At 58.4% G+C, this 19,973-nt stretch carries 4 protein-coding genes and 15 pseudogenes; 12 read left to right on the top strand and 7 right to left on the bottom strand.

What is annotated here, in order from left to right; all coding sequences use genetic code 11:
- Positions 1 to 51: 51 nt before the first annotated feature.
- Both N2602_RS33450 and N2602_RS33455 read left to right on the top strand, forming a co-directional pair.
- Positions 52 to 1,358: pseudogene (locus N2602_RS33450) on the top strand (transposase); the annotation flags it as partial.
- A gap of 109 nt (positions 1,359 to 1,467) precedes the next feature.
- A pseudogene (locus tag N2602_RS33455) lies at positions 1,468 to 1,737 on the top strand (transposase); the annotation flags it as partial.
- 580 nt (positions 1,738 to 2,317) lie between these two features.
- Here the strand turns inward: N2602_RS33455 and N2602_RS33460 are convergent.
- A pseudogene (locus N2602_RS33460) lies at positions 2,318 to 2,438 on the bottom strand (integrase core domain-containing protein); the annotation flags it as partial.
- A 10-nt stretch (positions 2,439 to 2,448) separates the two neighbouring features.
- On the opposite strand from N2602_RS33460, the pseudogene N2602_RS39095 reads away from it, so the two are divergent.
- Positions 2,449 to 2,571: pseudogene (locus N2602_RS39095) on the top strand (IS3 family transposase); the annotation flags it as partial.
- Here the strand turns inward: N2602_RS39095 and N2602_RS39100 are convergent.
- Positions 2,567 to 2,665: pseudogene (locus tag N2602_RS39100) on the bottom strand (MerR family transcriptional regulator); the annotation flags it as partial. The pseudogenes N2602_RS39095 and N2602_RS39100 overlap by 5 nt on opposite strands.
- 867 nt (positions 2,666 to 3,532) lie before the next feature.
- Here N2602_RS39100 and N2602_RS33465 point away from each other — a divergent pair.
- Positions 3,533 to 3,882 (top strand): annotated as a pseudogene (locus N2602_RS33465) (transposase); the annotation flags it as partial.
- A 275-nt stretch (positions 3,883 to 4,157) separates the two neighbouring features.
- Here N2602_RS33465 and N2602_RS33470 read toward each other — a convergent pair.
- From N2602_RS33470 to istA, 4 pseudogenes are all read right to left on the bottom strand, one after another.
- A pseudogene (locus N2602_RS33470) lies at positions 4,158 to 4,400 on the bottom strand (ATP-binding protein); the annotation flags it as partial.
- Positions 4,401 to 4,718: 318 nt separating this feature from the next.
- Positions 4,719 to 5,695, bottom strand: a pseudogene (locus N2602_RS33475) (IS110 family transposase).
- 63 nt (positions 5,696 to 5,758) lie between these two features.
- Positions 5,759 to 6,138, bottom strand: a pseudogene (locus N2602_RS33480) (ATP-binding protein); the annotation flags it as partial.
- A gap of 10 nt (positions 6,139 to 6,148) precedes the next feature.
- A pseudogene (gene istA / locus N2602_RS33485) lies at positions 6,149 to 7,657 on the bottom strand (IS21 family transposase).
- Between the two features lie 535 nt (positions 7,658 to 8,192).
- Here istA and N2602_RS33490 point away from each other — a divergent pair.
- The 5 genes and pseudogenes from N2602_RS33490 to N2602_RS33515 all read left to right on the top strand — a co-directional run.
- A pseudogene (locus N2602_RS33490) lies at positions 8,193 to 8,394 on the top strand (transposase); the annotation flags it as partial.
- Positions 8,395 to 8,892: 498 nt separating this feature from the next.
- Positions 8,893 to 9,948 carry a hypothetical protein gene (locus tag N2602_RS33495; RefSeq protein ID WP_260380784.1) on the top strand — a complete coding sequence of 352 codons (1,056 nt, stop codon included), beginning with the start codon at positions 8,893 to 8,895 and terminating at the stop codon, positions 9,946 to 9,948.
- Positions 9,949 to 10,504: 556 nt separating this feature from the next.
- Positions 10,505 to 10,657, top strand: a pseudogene (locus N2602_RS33505) (transposase); the annotation flags it as partial.
- Positions 10,624 to 11,691, top strand: a complete 1,068-nt coding sequence (locus N2602_RS33510) for an IS3 family transposase (RefSeq protein ID WP_260380731.1) — start codon at positions 10,624 to 10,626, stop codon at positions 11,689 to 11,691. The pseudogene N2602_RS33505 and the gene N2602_RS33510, both read left to right, overlap by 34 nt.
- Before the next feature lie 64 nt (positions 11,692 to 11,755).
- Positions 11,756 to 11,983, top strand: a pseudogene (locus tag N2602_RS33515) (integrase core domain-containing protein); the annotation flags it as partial.
- A 404-nt stretch (positions 11,984 to 12,387) separates the two neighbouring features.
- Here N2602_RS33515 and N2602_RS33520 read toward each other — a convergent pair.
- Positions 12,388 to 13,473: pseudogene (locus N2602_RS33520) on the bottom strand (IS3 family transposase).
- 1,013 nt (positions 13,474 to 14,486) lie between these two features.
- On the opposite strand from N2602_RS33520, the gene N2602_RS33525 reads away from it, so the two are divergent.
- The 3 genes and pseudogenes from N2602_RS33525 to N2602_RS33535 form a co-directional block, all read left to right on the top strand.
- On the top strand, positions 14,487 to 15,287 hold the full coding sequence (locus N2602_RS33525) for an ABC transporter ATP-binding protein (RefSeq protein WP_260383769.1): 801 nt from the start codon (positions 14,487 to 14,489) through the stop codon (positions 15,285 to 15,287).
- 107 nt (positions 15,288 to 15,394) lie between these two features.
- On the top strand, positions 15,395 to 16,210 hold the full coding sequence (locus tag N2602_RS33530) for an ABC transporter permease (RefSeq protein ID WP_260380785.1): 816 nt from the start codon (positions 15,395 to 15,397) through the stop codon (positions 16,208 to 16,210).
- Between the two features lie 1,570 nt (positions 16,211 to 17,780).
- Positions 17,781 to 19,019: pseudogene (locus tag N2602_RS33535) on the top strand (ATP-grasp domain-containing protein); the annotation flags it as partial.
- Between the last annotated feature and the right edge of the window lie 954 nt (positions 19,020 to 19,973).

A 19,973-nucleotide genomic window follows, 5' to 3' on the forward strand; every position in this document is an offset into this window, starting at 1 on the left:
ATTGGCTGATTCCGTTCTCGTCGGCGATTCGCGATCGGCGGAGCAAACGAGATTTTGGGGCGCAAGGAGCGGGATCAGTTGGAGCTCTTCATCACTGGCTCGCTCAGACAGCTCGTCCCAGATGAGCACATGCTGGCACGGGTCGATCGTGTGCTCGACCTATCTTGGCTAAGGGAAGAGGTCTCCGACTGCTATTGCGCGAACGACGGTCGGCCAGGCATCGATCCGGAGGCCGCGGTCCGCCTGATGCTCGCGGGTCTGCGCACCGGCATCGTACACGATCGCAAGCTGATCCGAGAGGCGCAGGTTAACATCGCCATTCGCTGGTTTGCTGGTTATGGCCTGCATGAGCAGCTACCGCACCATTCCAGCCTGACGCGCATCCGCCAGCGCTGGGGCGAAGAGCGATTCCGTAGGATCTTTAAACGCATCCAGGCCTGTCTGAAGGCCAAGATCGCAACAGCCGAAGTGGTTCACATCGATGCGTCGCTAATCCGCGCCAACGTGAGTTGGGATAGCCTCACCGAGCAGCATGTGGTGGACGTGCTGAGCGAAAATCAAAGCGAAGATGAAAGCGAGGATGAGAGAAAGGGCCGGCAAAGCGGGAAGTACAAAAAGGTCTGCACGACTGATCCCGATGCGACAATGGCTACGAATGCCCGAAACCGGCGGCTGGAACCCGCTTACAAGCAGCACTCGGCCGTCGATGACACGGTTGGTGTCATTCTGGATGTCGCGGTCACGACTGGACAAACGAACGAAGGAGAGATGATCGAGCCGCAAGTCGATGAGGTCGAAGCGATTACGGGCATCGACATCAAGGTCGTCACCGCCGATGCGGGCTATGCCTACGGTAAAGTCTACGGCGCGCTCGAGCGGCGCGGCATTGATGCCCTCATCCCAGCTAAGGCCGAACCAAGCGTACCGCTCAGACGCTTCCGGTACGATGCCAAGAACGACATCTTGAAGTGCCCGCCAGGACGCATCTTGCGCCCCGCGCGTCCCATCAAGCACGGCCGTTTCTTTTACTCGAAGGCGAAGATTGCACCCGGTGTCCGCTCAAGGGGGATTGCCTATCCAAAGGGCGGGTTAACAAAGCGGTCGTTGTCGGTGACCATTATCCGGCACTGCTGCGCGCCCGCCGCCGTCGCGAGCGATGGAGTAAGCAGGATCGACATCTCAATCAACGCCATCGCTGGCGCTCAGAGGGCTTCCACGACGAAGCCAAAACTTGGCATGGGCTGGCGCGCGCGGTACAGCGCGGTCTACCGAATATGATCCAGGCCTACCTGACGGCCGCCGCCATCAACCTCAAGCGGCTGGCAACCGCTCTCCTTGCACTTATTCTATCTTGGATTGTCCCTCATTGTGCGTTTCCGGCTTCAGATCGCGCCGTAGCGCGGGCTTTGACGCGAGGGCCATGATAGGGCCGGTCGCTGCATCGCGCGAATCTATGGGCCACTTCTTCAACGACCCCCGCGGCACTTCATGCGCAACGCGTTGGCCCATGCCGGCAACAGCGGGCGGCGCGTCGTCTCCGCCTTCATCGCCACCGCCTTCGCCCAGGACGATGGCGAGGCTGCCAAGACGCAGTGGCGCAAGGTTGCCGACCAGCTCCGCCCCAAGCTGCCCAAGCTCGCCGGCTTCCTCGACGAGGCCGAGACCGATGTGCTCGCTTATATGGCGTTCCCGCCGCAACATCGGAAGAAGCTGCACTCGACGGATGAGATGGACAAGTGGTTTTTTGTGACCGCCGCCGCGATGACGATTGGAGATCGCGTGCGTCCATTCTTTTGTTCGGCCGCGGGCCATTCTTCCGTCCCGGCCACCAATCTCGCAGCCGACGCGTGCAGGGTCGGTCAAGGCTGGCCGCGTTTGCGGCCACCGCGAGGCTTGGCCTTGACCGGCCCGAGCACGGCGGCATGCTGGCGTGTAGCGGCACTGCATTCCTGGCTGGCACTTGCCGTCAGCGGCGCTTATGGTTCTCGGGCGCGGGCGACCTCGTGGCGAAGCGTGACGCGTCGGCTGCAAACGTCACCGCACTGCCTATTTTGTCCTGCCGAGCTGAGGCGCTCGCGCGCCGGGTTTTTGCCGCCGCGGTTTCCATTGCGACACCAAACGTTCGTAGCTTCGCTCCGCTTGCGCGGCGATCAACATCTCGCGGTTGCGCAGCGCCTTGATGTTTGTAGGCATAGGCTGGTCCACGTCGGCTACCTTTCTGTTGCGGATGCCCGGCTTGTTGCATCGCGCGGGTCTTGTTGGCGACCAGCGCCGGGCGTGCCCACAGGTAGTCCTCGCCCTTCGTCAGCAAATTCAAAATCGGCGGCCGATCGCCGATGGCGCCATGCGGCCGCTCTTCGTTGCCAAGTCTCCACCTTTTCCCCGGCGTCCGCAAGCGACAGGAACCAATGGGCATTGAGACATTCGGCCCGGAAGCGGTGGCGTCACGGCCAGAACAAGACCCGCCGCGTCTATCGCGAACTGGGCCTGCAATTGCGTAACAAATCGCCAAAGCGCCGGGTCAAGGCCAAGCGGCGCGATGACCGCCGGCCAGCGACGCGGATCAACGAGGGATCACGTCCTGCAGCATCTCCTTGTCGAGCGATAGGTCCGCCACCAGCTTTTTTAGCTTGGCGTTCTCCTCCTCGAGCTGCTTGGATCGCCTTTTATAACTAGGAGCGCCCGCACCAGGCACACGGCTATCGCACCCCGATGGCGGTCTGGCGCGCCGGCGCTACAGCAAAGGCTGTGGACCTGCTGGACAACGCCGAAGAGGCGTTGCCCACATGCCCACAACCCCAACAACAGACGCAGACAGAGGCTCTCGCGGCCTGATATCAGAAAATCGGAGCGGCGAGACTTCCAACTAAGAAGGCGGCGTCAGTGGTCCTGCTCCCGGGGTCCACTTCAGCGCTGCCATACAGGCTCAGTCAGCCTGACAGCAGAGTGGTGTGTCACTGGGATAGGTGTTGCAACCCAGCGCGGCGGTAGATGGCCTCGAAGGGTTTAATCTTCAAGCGAAGGCCTAGCTTTTCCAAGTGCGGCACGCCTGTCGCGAGACGGGCCGATTGTCTGGCGCAGCACTTTGGTCGCATGAGTCATGGCACTATCAGGATTTAGACATACGATGATTGGGTTGCATCATACGAAATGCTGCCTATGAGCGTAGCGTGCCTTTCACGCACAGCGGCCAGACTTACGAAAGGTTGGATCGTGCGAGGAATGCCGTATTGCAGGGTGCAGAGGCGGGACCCTGATCCCGCGGAATTCTCGCTTTGGCATATCGGTATTGGCCAAACATCTGCCGCTCCGCTTTCGGCAAGGGGCCTTAGCGTGAATGTTGTCTAATCATGTCCCTCAGCGTGGGTTGGTTGGCGGCGGTCACAGCGTTCGCCGGTGTGAGCCGGGCTGGTCAGCTAGCGATAGCCTGAGGCTGACGGTTGGATCATCGCTCTATGGCGCGATGGTTTCGAGCGTCATGTAGCAAGGGACGCTGAACGGCGCATTCGCCGTTCTGCTTGGCCAGATTGATCAGACGAGACGGCCGGGCGACGAAGCCTCGCTCATTGGCGAGCAACGTGCCTCTTGGGAGAAAAAATACTATTTCGGCAATCTTCCGGCGACGACGGATCTGCGCACGCTGGCCGCCACCATCAAGGCACGGTGGATTTGTGAGCAAGCGCATCAACAGTTGAAGCACGAGCTTGGACTTGATCACTTCGAAGGGCGATCATGGCAAGGACTTCATCGCCACGCCCTCATGACAATGATTGCCTACGCCTTCCTGCAACATCGTTGCCTCGCATACGCGGGGCGGAAAAAAAGAATGAACGGGCCTCCGCCTCAGCCAACCTTGCCAGCCGTACGCCACGCCATCGTTGATCTCATCCTTCGACCGCCGTCGCAGCACTGCCCATATTGCGAACGCAAATCCTTGAAAAACAGCGGCGAAAACACACTCTGCCAAAGTAGTGTTAGGTTCGATAGCCTGAATTTTCGAGGTAGTTGGCGCATTCATCCGCGGTGAAGGCATCGAGTGCGGATTCCGACGATGGCGCGCATGTATTCCGATCTGATGCCGCGCAGCTTTCCGATCTGATCGCGCGCAGGTGGAGCACCTGATCGTCGTGGCAAGATGTCACCGTGTTTGGGTCCCGTCAAGCGGCAGCGGGGATGGTGGACCTGCGCATGGATTCGCCGCTGAGTTCGAGCCGGTGAGCATTGTGAACCAGGCGGTCGAGGATTGCATGGCGTAGGGTGGGGTCCCCGATCAGATCGAACCAGCGGGCCACCGGGAGCTGGCTGGTCACCAGCGTTGAGCGACGCCCGTACCGGTCTTCGAGGATTTCGAGCAGGTGGTGACGGGCATTACCGTCGAGCGGTTCAAGCTCACAATCGTCGTATGTGGACGGCCTCAGATGGCAAGCACAATTTGGCACTCCGAACGACTAGGACGGCTGCGATCGTATGTCCGGCCTTTAGCGCGGATCATATCTCCGCTGGCCCTGATGAAGTCCGACAACCAAGGGGTCACATCAAGGATGCGAGCTTTAAAGCTCACACGACTGGTCGGGTTTTCCTGGCTTTCGGTGGCGACCGTTGTCTTTCATCATGCCTTTCTTGCACTTACCAAGCTTATTGCGCCTTTCGGATGCGGCTATCCGACACCAAGATTCAAGGCTTGGCAAACATCTCAGTGCGGAAGCATTCTCCCGTTTTCATCTTGCCCAGATGATCCGAGCGAGCTTGTTAGCGAGGCGACGGTTACAAGCCGCGCCGGCTTTTTTGCAAGAGCCCGACATCCCAGTCGCGCAAGCCGCCGCGGCGTTTCCCGACAACGTTTAGAAGCGATGTTGCGCCGAGAACAAGTAGCTTCCTTATGTATCGATTACCCGCTTCGGTGATGGCTCCGAGAGTCGGTTTACCCCCGTTGAAAATTTGCCTGGGCGTCAGCCCCAGCCAGGCAGCAAAATCCCGCCCGGAGTTGAATACGCTCGGGTCGGGTACACTGGCTGCAATTACCGAGGCAACAAGCTTGCCAATGCCGGGAATTTCTCCGAGCGAACGGCTCGTCTCGCTGAGCGCGTGGACCTTGGCGATCTGCCTCTCTAAATCATTGAGCGCGCCTCCGAGCGCATCAATTTGTTGACCGAGAACCCTTGCTGCCATGACAGCAGCGTCCGGCAGACCCGCGTCGCCTTCTGCGAGACTTAAGAGCTCGTCGACGCGGCCGGTGCCCTTGGCGACGACAAGGCCGAATTCGGCTAGATGGCTGCGTAGAGCGTTTACGCTCATCGTTCGCTGTTTGACGAGCAACTCGCGCGTTTCTTGTGCAGCATCAGGGTCGCCTGCTGATCAGCGCTCTTGATCGGCACAAAGCGCATGGCAGGACGCGAAACCGCTTCACAGATGGCTTCCGGGTGACTGCATCATTCTTTCCGCGCTTGACATATGGTTTTGTGTAGGCCGGCGGTATCAGAGATACATCATGTCCCACAGCCTTCAATTCGCGCGCCCAATAGTGCGCTGAGCCACAAGCCTCCATACCAACGCGGCATGGTTCGATCTTAGAAAGAAACTCGCGCATGGTCCGGCGCATCAGTTTGCGCTTTACGGCTGGAGCATCCTCGCTGGATAGCGCGTGAATCTGAAAATAGTTCTTGGCGAGATCAACGCCAATTCTGATAAACTTCATTGCGGACGGTCTCCCTTCTTAGTGGCGCTCTGGCGGCCACGCCTTGGCACTATAATGCCGTTGAGGTGAGGCCGTCCACACCATCAAGGATAGGAGATCGACCCTGGCGAGGCTTTTCATGCGCGCCGCGATGCGGCTGTCACCCTTGGCCAGGGACAGGTCATCGATCAGGCGCGGCAGCCGGGCGTAGAGGACCGAGCGATTGTCACGGAAAGCCTTGTGGCCGATGGCGCAGGCCAACCAACTCTTCCCGACGCCGGCCGGCCCGATAATTGCCAAGCCCTCATGGGCGGCGATCCAGTCGCCCTTGAGCAGCCTGTCGAACAGTCGGCGATCGAGACCGCGCGCAGCGCGGCCGCCGCTGCTTCAAGTTCGATGAACGCATCGGCCATGCCTGCCAGACCGAGTTGGCCCAGCAGTTCGAGAGTCGGGTGTTTGAGCATTGCAGTCCTTTCAGTGGTAATATCGGGGGCCCCGGATGTTGGTGTGGAAGATCGGCGTTTGCTCCGGGGCTTTGCGCACCGGGATCTTGTCGAGCCCCTTCTCAAGGATCGATTTGACTGAGGGATAGTTGCGCGCCTGGATCTCCAGCGCGCGCCGCGCGGCCGCTTCCAGGCGTTCGGCGCCGAAGCGCTTCTCCAGTCCGATGATGCCGAGGCATGAACGGTAACCCTGCTCGGGAAGCGGCCGATCCTCGATGATCTTCTCAACCAGCAGCGACAGCATTGGCCCGATCCGCGCAGCTTCTTCCCGGATTTTCAACGACGTCCATTCACGGTAGCGCCCGGTGGCTGGACGGCATATGTTCGGGGATCGTCGTATGCCGCCCGTTGCCACTTCCACGCATGTGGGCGGCGATGCGTTCCCATCAAGGAAGATTTCGAAGGTGCGTGGGGTAATGCGGGCCTCGACCTCGCGACGGGCGAAGCGCCACGGCACCGAGTAATGGTGGTGCTCGATCACAATGTGATAATCGAGCCCAACCCGGCAACGCTTTCACTCAGCATGGATCCACGGTTCGCTCGGCAGCGGCTTGAGGTTCGGCGCATTGATCTCCTCGAACAGCTGACGCCGCGTTTTGCTGTACTGGCGCAGGACCCGTGTGTCGTTGAGATCGGCGATGCACTCGGCGACCGCAGCGTTCACGTCGGTCAGGCTGTAGAAGATCCGGTTAAAAGCGGCCCAGAACCCAGCGTTCGACAATGCCGACGCAGGCTCGACTTTCGCCTTATCCCGCGGCTTTCTCGGCCGCGCCGGGAGCACCGCCGTGCCGTAGTGGCGGCCATGTCGGTATAGCTGCGGTTGACCACCGGATCGAAGTGACACGCCTTGATCACCGGGACCTTCGCGTTGTCGGGCCACGCCGCCGAAGAATGCGAGGCGCTATTGTGCGCCTCGATCCAGTCAGCGAACTGCTCGGTCCACGTCGCGCAGGCAAATGACAAGCTCGACCCGCCGAGCACCGCCACAACCAGATGGGCATCGCGCACCTCACCGGTCCGGCGGTCGACTACAAGCGGCACCCTGTCGCCGGCGTAATCGACAAACATCTTCTCGCCGCCCACGTGGTTCTGCCGCATCGTCAGAGGCAGGCGACCTTCCCAGCGCCGGAACAGGTCATCAACGACTGTAGCGATAGCCACCCCACCCGGGTCAGCGGCGATATATTCTTCCACAGAACCTGCAGCGTCACATGCTTGCGCTTCAGCTCACGTGCCACCGCCGACCAGTCCGGTTCCGCCTGCTTGCGCCGGCCGGGCTTCACACCAGGTAAGCCGTACAGGCACGCTTCCAGGTCGGCATCGCTTATCTCCACAGGGACTGGCCAGCTCAGCCCGGGAGCGGGCAAACCGCTTCAGCAGTTCCGGACCGTCGTCGCCCGACCCCGGAACGCTCGCGAATCACCCGCGTCGATAGCCCCGCTTCCAGGCTCAGATGCAAAATCTCGCGCACGTGGCGCATCGTAACCCTCCTCGTCGGCATCCATTTCTCCGATCGCTATCCGACCGGAAAATGCTCCAACGATCAGGTTCTCCTGCCTCCAAAGTGCGCGCGATCGCTCCGCAATCCTGCGCGGACAATTCTCGGAATGCTGCGCGCGCCATCACTTCGGAATGCCGAGCGCGGCCAAATCGGAACGGTGCGCGCGATCGCCTCGGAATCGGCATCCTGCCAAATCCCTCCAGCGCAGTCCGTGTCATATCAATGCGGCCTGCATGTCGAAGCCTGCCGTAGCCAATGACCCGTCGCATTCGCACCTCTGCCCGACACATGATGATGGGAGCTGCGGGCGACACGACAGCTACGGATTCGCGCTCTCGGCGCAACCGGGCGTGTCGCAGAGGCGGCCAGCTACTAACTCGAGCTCTCGGCTCATCGAATGCATCGGCATGCCCGCACATCGTGGTCCCGGTGCCTCTGTCCCGATGGTCGCACGATACGCCACGATGTAGAACACCGCAGCGGAACGTTGGCACCGCGAAATCTCATACCGGTTACCAACATGCTGGAGCGTCTCAATGATAAGATCCGGCGGCGGACCTATGTGGGGAAATTCTTCCCCAATGCCAAGAGCTGATTTAAGGCTGGTACGAGCGCTGACCGTCGAGCATCACGAGGCCTGGATCGAGACCATCGGACATCTCAATATGGATCTGCTCAAGGAGCACAAGAAGGAGGCGTTGCGCCAGGCGGCCTGACGATGCTCAGGCCCACCAGGGGGATGCACGCCACCTCTCTCCGCCGCCGTCGCTCGCCAGGGCTGCGCTTTTGGGCAAGCGAGCAACGGCGGCTCCGAGGGGATGGCTCGGCCGGACCCCATGATCAATTTTGCTGAACTTGACGCAGAACTTATCTCTCGGGATTCCGGTCTTTATCAAAAAGATCACCTTGCGCGACAACAGATCGCGTCCCCAAGGACGCAGTAGTCACCTGAGTGGCGTCGATCCACAGATACGGCCAGTCGCGCAAAATCGGACGGGCGAGAAAGCCCGTCACCTTGTCGTCTATGACCCCGCAATAACTTCAATCAGTCGACGCTCTCGAGAGTGACTGCGTTCGAATTACAGGGCGCCCCCGTAAATAAGATCGCAGCCTTATGCAAGCGTGATTTTTGGTAGTTGCAGAACGTCGCTGTCGATGGTCATGTGATGCTATGTGACGCTCAAGCATTGTCTCTCTCTCGTAGGACGCTAATCATGACCTTACTGAATGTTGCACTGGTGTTTGGTGGCGGTCCCGTTGAGCACGAAATTTCAATGACGTCGGCAAAAACTGTCTACGAAGGCTTAGACAAGAAACGCTATCGCCCAATATTGGTTGGCGTCGCACGGGATGGCAAGTGGTGGCTGCAGAAGAATTCAAAAGACTTTCCCTCACATGTAGAATCCTCGGGCGCCCAGCTAATGTTTGTGCCGGGAAGCGGCGGCGATGCTCTTGTTTACGGAGTCGGCGGAGATGTCACCACAGTTCACGTTGACGTAGTGTTCCCAATCTCCCCCTATTTCTGCTCCGCCGTGTTGGAAGCGGCGCAGGTTGCTTTCGTGGGATCTCGCGGGCCCGCGCCGTGGATATGCTTCGACAAACAGATTGCCAAGCAGACATTGCTCGGAGCCGGTCTTCCGACACCCCGGTTTTTGGCTTTGATAGCTGGGGAGAGCGTGACGTTTCGAGGGGCCCAAGAGGCGCTCTGTAGCCAGACCCTTTTCGTGAAGCCGGCAACCCTTCATTCTTCTATAGGCGTCAGCAAGGTAACTTGCGAATCTGAGTTTCAGGCTGCTGTGCAGCTCGCGTTTAGCTATGACGGAAAGATCTTAGTCGAGGAGCATGTGCAAGCCCGGGAACTCGAGTGTGGCATTCTACAAAAACTCGGCCCGCCGAACGACCTACTTTGTTCGTGGCCAAGCGAAATCATTCCGGTTGATGCGAGCTCCTTTTTTACATCTCAAGCGAAGCAGGACGGGGACGGAGTAAGAATTAAGATTAAGTCAGAGCTCCACGAGGCGGATGTTGATCGAGTGCGAGCCTTGTCGCGCGCAGCGTTCAGGGCAACTGGCTGCGAGGCACTGGCTCGGGTTGATGTCTTTATGCGTCCCGATGGAGAGCTCTTGGTCAACGAGATAGGCAGTTCCCCGTTACTTAGACCTTCCAGTATGTTTGCGAGGATGATGGAGGAATCAGGTGTCGCATACGCTAGCTTGTTGGACACACTTCTTGAAAATGCCATCATACGCGCCAAAAGAGCGCAAAGTTAGGTGACTATGAATTCGACCCCAACTTCTAGCATTGCTACAGCTCCCAGCCACCTTGACCTCGTTAACCTGCCACGAGGCGCTGTTTTTTGAGTCCAGCTGGAAAAAGGGGCGGGACAGGACGTTTCGGAGACGAGACGGCTGAAGGCGCTGGAGGAGGAGAACTCGAGCTGAAGAGACTTCTGGCTATGCAGATGCTTGATGCAGCTGCGCTTCGGGAGCTTCTTTCAAAATGAATGGTAGGGACCGCCGCGGTCGCGTATCTGCAGGTCCTATGAGTCCTGTGTGAACGGCGAGCCTGCTCGATTGTCGCCGCGGATCGAAAGATGATTCGGTTTCGCTCCTACCGCCCGCCAGACGCCGGCTCTTGCGTGGCCGGTTCCGCGATCTCACCAACGAGCGACAACGTTTCCGCTATCGCCGGCTGTTCGTCTTGCGGTCGGATCAACCGGCTTTGTCCGGAAGAAGGGCTCACCGTTCGCAAGCGGCGAGCCCGTGACCTGCCACTGCGTATTTCCTCCAGAAAGAGTTAGAGTCCGGCCCGAAGAAGGACGGACAGATGAAGCGAGCAAGGTTCACGGAAGAGCAGATTATCGCGCTGTTGAAGGAGCATGAGGCCGGGGCGAAGACAGCCGACCTGGCTCGCAAGCACGGTGTTTCCGAGGCGACGATCTACAATTGGAAGGCCAGATTCGGCGGCATGGACGTTTCCGAGGCGAAGCGGCTGAGGGCCCTGGAGGAGGAGAACGCGAAGCTGAAGAAGCTTCTGGCCGAGCAGATGCTCGACGCGGCCGCCCTTCGCGAGCTGCTTTCAAAAAAATGGTAGGGCCCGCCGCCAAGCGCGCTGCGGTCGCGCATCTGCAGGCCGTCATGAGCCTGTCGGAACGGCGGGCCTGCTCGATCATCGGGGCGGATCGGAAGATGATCCGCTATCGCTCCAGCCGCCCGCCGGACGCAGTTCTGCGTGGCCGATTGCGCGATCTCGCCAGCGAGCGGCGACGTTTTGGCTACCGCCGGCTGTTCGTCCTGCTGCGGCGGGAGGGCGAGCCATCGGGGATCAACCGGATCTACCGGCTTTATCGCGAGGAAGGGCTCACCGTCCGCAAGCGGCGGGCTCGCCGCAAGGCCGTGGGGACCCGTGCCCCGATCCTGGTCGAGGCGAGGCCGAACGCGCGCTGGTCGCTGGACTTCGTCCACGACCAGTTCGCCAATGGCCGACGCTTTCGCATCCTCAACATCGTCGACGACGTCACCAAGGAATGCCTGGGCGCGATTCCGGAGACGTCGATCTCGGGTCGGCGCGTGGCCCGCGAACTGACGGCAATCGTCGAGCGACGCGGCAAGCCAGGAATGATCGTGTCCGACCATGGCACCGAGTTCACCTGCAACGCCATGCTCTCTTGGTGCAAGGACGCAGCCATCGATTGGCACTTCATCGCACCGGGAAAGCCGATGCAGAACGGCTTCGCCGAGAGTTTCAATGGCCGGATGCGCGACGAGTTGCTCAACGAGACCCTGTTCTTTGATCTCGATGACGCCCGCGCCAAGATCGCCAATTGGGTCGCCGACTACAATCTCCAGCGTCCTCACTCGTCGCTGAACTACCTCACCCCGGCAGCCTACGCCGCCCACCTCACCGCAACGGACGATCGGCTGCGCAACCCCGACCAGCTCCGCCGATCGTCCGTTGCTCCACCCGCGCCACTTGGCGTACAAAACCCCGAGACTCTAACTGCCGCTGGATGAAAATTCAGGGGCAGGTCACCCGCCGCTCGCGGCCGACGCTCATCCAGAACATCGTTGATGAGCGACCAACGAATGGCTGGACGTCATTCCGGAGACATCGATTGCGGGACGGCGCGTCGCTCGCGAACTGACGGCAATCGTCCAGCGACGCCGCAAGCCAGAAATGATCGTGTCCGACCATAGCACCGAATTCACCTGCAATGCGATGCTGGCTTGGTGCAAGGACGCAGCCATCTATTGGCACTTCATCGCACCGGGAAAGCCCATGCAGAATGGCTTCGTCGAGAGTTTCATGTACAGACGGCCCCGCGGATGCAAGAGCATTTTTTGCAGCATTTCGGATATCGGTCGGGTGCGTTCATGTATACGGCCTGACATTGCGTCGATAGCATGGCCGCTGGCCGTGATGGGGATCGCGGATCGAGGCCTCATCAATGGGTAGATTGTTGCGCTTAAAACTCTTCGGGCTTTCTCGATCCCCAGCTCCGCTGGTTTCCATCACGCTGTGATCTGCTCTCACACCTTAGGCCGATAGAACTCACCTGTCGTCATCATTGCCCAGATGATCCGAGCCAACTTGTTGGTGACAGCCACTGACCTGCGACTGAAGTTTCATCCAGCGGCGTTAGAGCATGATGTATTTATGTAGCGAGACCGAACTTTGGACCACCCAGAACTAGAGTTTTGCGCCTCTGATCACGTTGACGGGCTGATGGCGCCGACGTGTTTTTGCAGCAAAATCGGCGGCCGATTGCCGATGGCTCCATGCGGCCGCTCTGCGCGCCAAATCTCCACCTTTTCCCGGGCGTCCGCAAGCGACAGGAACCAATGGGCATTGAGGCATTCGGCTCGGAAGCGGCCATTGAACGCTTCGATAAAAGCATTATTGGTCGGCTTGCCTGGCCGTGAGAAGTCCAGCGTGACACCGCGCTGGTAGGCCCATAAATCGAGGTCGCGCGATACAAACTCGCTGCCTTGATCGACGCGGATCGTGGCAGGGACTCCCACTTCATTGCAAAGCCTTTCCAGAACATCCACGACATCGGTGCCGCGGAAGGTGAGCCGCGGCTCCAGCGCCGGCGAGAAGCGAGAGAAGATATCGATGAGCGTGAGCACCCGGAGCTTGCCACCATTTGCCAGCTGGTCATGGACAAAGTCCATCGCCCAGATCTCGTTGACCCGCGTCGCCAGCCGGCGGTCATCGCGCAGCTTGGCCTTGACCCGGCGCTTTGGCGATTTGTTACGCAATTGCAGGCCCAATTCGCGATAGATGCGGCGGGCCTTGTTCTGGCCGTGACGCCATCCTTCGCGGCGGAGGAGCACGTGGACACGGCGATAGCCGTAGCGCACGCGAACATGGCAGATCTCCTTGACCCGTTTTTCCAAGGCCGCCTGGCCGGAGCGACGAGACTTGTAGTGGTAGGTCGACCGATCGAAGTCGAGGGTCGCGCAGGCTTTGCGGATCGACACCTGCCACTCACCACAAAGCTCGTCGACGAGCTTGCGCTTCCGACCAGGCTTCACAGCTTTCGGCGGATCACGTCCTGCAGCATCTCCTTGTCGAGCGATAGGTCCGCCACCGGCTTCTTCAGCTTGGCGTTATTGTCCTCGAGCTGCTTCAACCGGCGCATCTCGGTCGGCAGCAGTCCGTCGTACTTTTTCTTCTTGAAACAGGTCGCCTGGCTGATCCCGGCTTGCGGCAGATCTCCGCCACGGCGCCCGCGTCGCTACCCTGCTTCAGAATGAACGCCCTCTGGGCGTCCGAAACTTCGAGGCCTTCATCGGTGTCCGCTCCTCCCAGCCGAGGGGATTCACGCAGCGCAACTCTAGCCAAAAATGGTCCAGTTTGCCGGCCTCAGATCACCTTGACCCGGCGGCGTGCTAGCGAACTGCCGACTGACGCTCCTTTGGCTCACGGCGGATGCTCACAATCGCCATCCTCTCCGTCTCAATCGAAGAAGCGGAGAATGACGCAGAGGACGACATGGACGTTGATCTGGTGAAGGCGAAGATCGCGTTGCAGTGCGTCAGCATACTAGAATGGGCGATGCGAGCCGTTCTGTTCGAACTATTACATTTAGTAGATAGAAAATGACGTTCAGTTTCATCAAGTCTATTAACTTACTTGAAGGAGGAGGCGATGCGCTGTGGATCCTACATATTCAGCACCATCTTGTGGCAAGCAGCCGGTCAAGGCGCGATGTTGCAGATGGCACGGTGCTTGCTGGAAACGAACCGCTACGCAGGTCTGCACTATAGTGTACGGTAGCGAGCTAACAATTGATCGCCCTTTCGTGACGGGGAGTGAATTCTAGTGAGGTGCGAGTTACGTATCTTAAGACCTGCCAGGATCATCGAATGAATCAGTTTCAACTCAAAGCAAAATAGCTGATCTATATGACTGGTGAGCCACCCAAAACTCTTTTGGCGTCACGAGTGAGTCTTCTAAACTAAAAGTCCATGGAAACGGGCATGGCGCGCAAAGGCATCGTGACCGGCAATAGCAATCTTCAGGCCATCGGCCACACTCGAAGAGATCAAGATCGTGACGCTTACGGAACATCTGACGTTTCTTTCGCAACCAGAGCCATACAAGGACCACGACAGCAAATCATTGCAAACTCGACCGCATCCGATGTTCGAACAAACAATCGGCCTGGTTCGGTTCTGGTTAGCCGACGGATCCGCGAACAGCTTAGACTACTGTTTCGTCTCGGCATTGAGCTCACATTCAAGCCAAGAGAATAATGCTGATCGTGCAATTGCCCGTCTAGGGATAAGCAAGAATGGCCCGCATGACCCGCAATGATAAGGCTTACGGGGCGGCGGTCGCAGACCGTGCTGCATCCGCGGCCGTCGAGCTTGACCGCGTCGTCAAGGTCTACCAGCAGACGCACGCCGTCGACGGTATCTCCTTTTCACTGCCGCGCGGTAGTATCACTGGTCTTCTCGGCGGCAACGGCGCCGGTAAGACCACCACAATCGCGATGATCATGGGCTTGGTACTACCTACATCAGGCCGCTTAAAGGTGCTAGGGCATCGCATGCCCCAGGAAAGCGCGTCCGTGCTGGGACGAATCAATTTTCAAAGTCCCTATGTCGACATGCCCATGCGGCTCACCGTGCGACAGAACCTCACTGTGTTCGGTAAGCTCTACGCAGTAAAAAACCTGCCGGACCGTATTGCCACGCTCGCCCGTGATCTCGACCTCACCGATTTCATTGATCGCACCAACGGCAAGCTTTCCGCCGGCCAGAAGACCCGCGCTTCGCTCGCAAAAGCGCTAATCAACCAGCCCGAGCTGCTCTTGCTGGACGAGCCAACCGCATCGCTTGATCCTGATACGGCCGATTGGGTGCGGGCGCATCTGGAGCACTATCGCAAACAGCACGGCGCCACGATCCTGCTCGCGTCGCACAATATGCTCGAGGTTGAGCGGTTGTGTGACCGAATTATCATTATGAAGCGCGGCCACATCGAGGACGACGACACACCTAATGCCATCTTGACGCGCTACAACCGCACTGCGTTGGAAGACGTCTTTTTGGACGTCGCGCGCGGCCGTGGGAACGGCGCAAGGAAGGCGGCACGATGAGGTCGCTCCTGTCCTACTTCCAGAGCCGGCGTGAGCGCAGCGATAGCCGAGGACACCGCAAAACTCGGCGGATGTCGCTCCGCTCACCCTTGCTGTCAGGGGCCGCCATGACCGAGCAGTCTCTCCAACACGGCATCTCCGTACATCGGATCGGTGCGATGATTCTGCGGTATTGGTATTTATTGATATCGTCGTGGCCGCGGCTACTCGAGCTGCTCTACTGGCCGGCGCTGCAGGTCATCACCTGGGGCTTTCTGCAGCTCTACATCGCCGAAAATGCTAGTTTCCCGCACGCCGGTGGCACGCTGATCGGTGCTGTCATCCTCTGGGACGTCCTGTTCCGCGGACAGCTTGGCTTCTCGATCTCGTTCCTTGAAGAGATGTGGGCGCACAACATCGGCAATCTAATGATGAGTCCGCTGAAGCCGATCGAGTTATTGCTGTCGCTTATGGTCATGAGTCTGATCCGGCTGGCCATCGGAATCATTCCGATGACGCTACTCGCGCTGGTCTTGTTTCACTTCAACATCTATGACCTCGGCTTGCCCTTGATCGCCTACTTCTGCAATCTGATTTTTACGAGCTGGGCGGTCGGCATCTTCGTCTCGGGCCTGGTGCTGCGAAATGGGCTTGAGGCCCAAAGCATTGTCTGGACGTTGATGTTTGCGATGTTGCCACTGGCCTGTGTCTACTACCCCGTCAGCGTACTTCCGGCTCGGTTGCAATACGTCGCTTGGGCACTACCGCCGACTTATGTATTCGAGGGTATGCGCGCGCTGTTGACGGAGCATACTTTCAGGATCGACCTGATGCTGATCGCACTGGGCATCAATCTGGTATCCTTGGCTGCCTGCTTCTGGGCATTTCTTGCCCTTTTGCGAAGCGCCAAGAAAGACGGCTCACTTCTGTCGAGAGGCGAATAACATGAGTAGAGGAATGCACCAGCAGGAACCTGTTCAGGCCGATTGGCAGGAGGTTGTCGCCCTCGTGCGCGGGTTGGCAGTTTAAACGATCCGAGCGCACCAGCGCGCCAGCTTCGGGTCCAAACGGAAGCTGGAGTTCTTGAGAGCGATGAGAAGCAAGGGACTGACAGGGGTACGCTGCAGGTCGCAGGCGTCAGCCCGCTCCCTGCCAACAACTTCCTGCACTACATCCTCGATCTCGGGGGGACGAGCGGCGTTGTCGCCATGCGCGCGCTCGCATGTCACCGTGCTCTATGCGAACGACTCGTCAGGGGCTTTGAGAGCAAGGCCGATCCGCAGTAAATGCTGTTGGCCCTCAAGGCGCGGCTAGCCAAGCTAGTGCCTGACGCTCCATGAGGCCAAGATGCGGCTGATCGAGTTTGGCTGGTTCACGGCGCCCTCGCGTCAGCGGCGAGGCGTGCGACAGCCAGGGGCCTTCGCCATCCTCGGCCTTACACCCACTGCTGCGATCGGCCCCAACGCAGCCGGTTCATCATGAAGCACAAGAGCGACGGGGAACGCCTGACGCGCAACCTGACGGCGTTGCGCCAGGACGTTTGGCGGCTCATGCACGCGCCACTAGGCTACGCAGCACAAGTGATTCGCCGCCGTGCTCCCGGCCACTACGGCGACTCTCGCAGGCCGCACAGTTTTCCTGCGCTTAGCGCGAAGTACGTCGGACCTGGCTCGGTTGTCTGAGACGGCACAGCCGGAAAAGTCGGAGCATGGGCTAGCCGTAGTTCGAGAACCTGTCGGCACGCTTCCACTCACCAACTTCACGCATCAACTCACAGATGGGGGCAAGCGCGAATGTGACGTGGGGTGCGGAAAAGTTACCTGCCCGGATCGTTGAGGCAAAGCTAAAAAGCCGAGCTACTCGACCATGACGTAGTCTACGTGAGGCATCCCCCCAGCAATTGAGGCCACCCCACGCGATGCTAGATCTTTGTTCTTTTTCAGACTTTCATGTTCCAAGTCTTACACACAAAGCGAAGGGCTTCGCCGCCGACGAAATGCGATGCCGCATTCTTGGGGCACCCGCCGGGAATTTCTTTGGCACGCGGATTGCTGGGACAGCAACAGATGCGGAGCGAAGTGGAGTGTTCCGCCCATGGACGGGCAGTTGGTAGATGAAAGACTCCTGGATTCTAGTGGGGGCGTTCGAAAGGAACTTCAGGGCGAGCTCTTGGGCGTCCATTCGAAAGTTGCGAGCATAAGCTGAGTTACCGAACCTTGGCACTGGTTCTTGAAGTCTCTTCAAATAGCTGTCGAGCTTATCTGCAGGTAGTAGAGCTCAGCGGTTGCTCGGGTACGCCAAAAAAAGTGGAAGATTTCATGAACGAAAAGGGGGTCCCATTTCCAACGCCATCAAACTCAGGGAAGGGAGTGTAGATGGCAACTGGACAACTGCCCCATTGTAATTTGATGATACAGATCAAATTGCGGGGCTCGATCTTCGGTCGCTTTGGAGTGTTTGGGGTTCTGAATTATCCGGTCACCTCAGGGCACGCACTGTAGGAGTTAATAACCATTGGCAAAAAGAGCGCTCATCCTGCTTGAGGGCCACAGGAGTATTGGTCTGCTATACGTCAAAGCTGCCCAGCGTCTGGGGCTTCATCCAATTACACTGTCGACAGACCTAACTAGGTACGAGTATCTGGCGGTGGAGGGGGTTGAGGCAATCCGTGTCGACACTGATAGTCTCGATGCACTGATCCAAGAATGTTCCCAGCTGCGCGCAACCTATGACATTGCTGGCATTACTGGCTTCGCGGGCGACGACGAATCTACCTATGTGACGGTTGGCAAGCTCAGCCAGTATTTCGATCTGCCAGGGCCCGACCCTACATCGATTGAAGGCTGCTGCGATAAATTCATCCAACGTCAACTGCTCGCGAAAGCGGGCGTGTCAGTGCCTGCATATCGATTGGTAGAGAATGCAGAGTGCGTAGAAAATGCTGCCCGTGAGATTGGTCTGCCGGTGATCCTGAAGCCGACGATCGGTAGCGGTAGCATCGGTGTCCTTTTGAGCCGCACCGCGAATGAGTTGGCCAAACATGCGGCCTATCTGATGGATGGGAAGCGCAAATGGCAAGGGTCATCAAGAATACTGGTCGAGGAGTTTGCAGAAGGCCCATACTATAGCGCCGACACAATGGGAAGCGAAGTCGTTGCGATCGCCGCGGCCGATTTCGACCAACTACCACATTTCGTTATTCGCGAGTTCTCGTTTCCGGCCCCTTTAACGGATGACGATTATAAACATGTCGCTGAGATCTCGCTAAGCTCTTTGCGGGCTCTAGGCCTTGGATGGGGGCCGACGAATATTGAATTCCGGTGGACGAAGCGTGGCCCGGTCGTCATAGAGGTCAACCCGCGCATTCCAGGCGGAACCACTCCTCAACTGATTCAGCTGGCTTACGGTGTTGATCTCATCACGGAGCACATAAAGGCTGTCATCGGCGAGAAATGGGATTTGCGCAGAAGTCGTTCTCACACTGCGGCCGCGCGGATGCTAAATGCAGATCGCGATGGGATCCTCGATTGCCTGGATGGTGGCAGCCGCGCGGCTGTGATACCAGGTGTCGCTGAGGTCAAGTTCTATATTGAACCCAAAACGCCGATCGTAAGGAGAGGCGATTATCGAGACACTATTGGACATGTCATCGTCGCTTCACCCAGCCGAGCTCAAACCGACGCGATTCTTCATCAAGCCGTCGGCCTGATCGATTGGTCAATCATAGCAAATCCGACGTGTGGCGAACAGGAACCGTTGTCCGTCGCTCACCTGCCCGCACCGATCGCAAACTCGGAAGCCCAAACTGCAGTGATGAATTTCATAGAAGGAGCGCGCTTCGTTAGTGAGGCCGAGCTTCAGGCCAGCAGCATCACGCGCTATCGCGTGACGAAGTTCTACCGTGAGCAGATCGCCAACAGTGGTTACTATGAGCAGCTGAAGTACATTGTGGAGCCATCATTGAAGGAATTCGATAGTCCCGGCCAAATGGATACAAGCGGGGAGCATGACAATACGATCATACGAGGATTCCAGCACAAGTACAGCCAAACCGGGTTGTTGCTGGTAACAGACCGTTGCGCTTCATATTGTCGTTATTGCCTACGCAAACGGATCGTTGGCAAAGACTCCGATGAAATAGCAGCTGATTTCGTTAAGATTGCGGAATACATTAGTGGCCACCCCGAGATGACCAACGTGCTGCTATCGGGGGGCGATCCATTCATGCTAAGTACGGGCAAGCTGAGTAAAATAGTTGATCATTTTCTACCAATTCCACACCTGAAGTCGATCCGCTTCGGCACGAAAGCTCTAGCTTATCAGCCAGAGCGATTCAAGGATGCTGCTTTAACAGCATTATTCCAACGGATTCACGGTGCAGGTAAGGCCGCAGTGCTCGTAACACATTTCGACCACATCGGCGAGATCTCAATTATTGCGGAGCGCTACATTCGCTCTTTACGTGCGCAAGGTGTGCAGTTTCTCAATCAAACCGTACTTCTCGCGAATGTCAATGATGATCCTGAGGTCCTGGCTGCCACCTTTGTCAAGTGTCATCAAGCAGGTGTCCAGCCTTACTATCTCTTTCAGGCTCGGCCAGTGCGGGGTGCTTCGCATTTTCAGGTCTCGCTGCGCCGTGGAATAGAAGTTGCGCGCAGTATCAACCAGCGTCTCAGCGGCATTCAAAAGACGTTCAAATACGCCATG

The sequence above is a fragment of the Bradyrhizobium sp. NC92 genome (genome assembly GCF_025200865.1).
Taxonomy (GTDB): domain Bacteria; phylum Pseudomonadota; class Alphaproteobacteria; order Rhizobiales; family Xanthobacteraceae; genus Bradyrhizobium.

Excerpts from the sequence above, each read along its gene's own strand:
- N2602_RS33495 (WP_260380784.1), top strand. The coding sequence starts at position 8,893 with ATGACCTTACTGAATGTTGCACTGGTGTTTGGTGGCGGTCCCGTTGAG.
- N2602_RS33525 (WP_260383769.1), top strand. The coding sequence starts at position 14,487 with ATGACCCGCAATGATAAGGCTTACGGGGCGGCGGTCGCAGACCGTGCT.
- N2602_RS33530 (WP_260380785.1), top strand. The coding sequence starts at position 15,395 with ATGACCGAGCAGTCTCTCCAACACGGCATCTCCGTACATCGGATCGGT.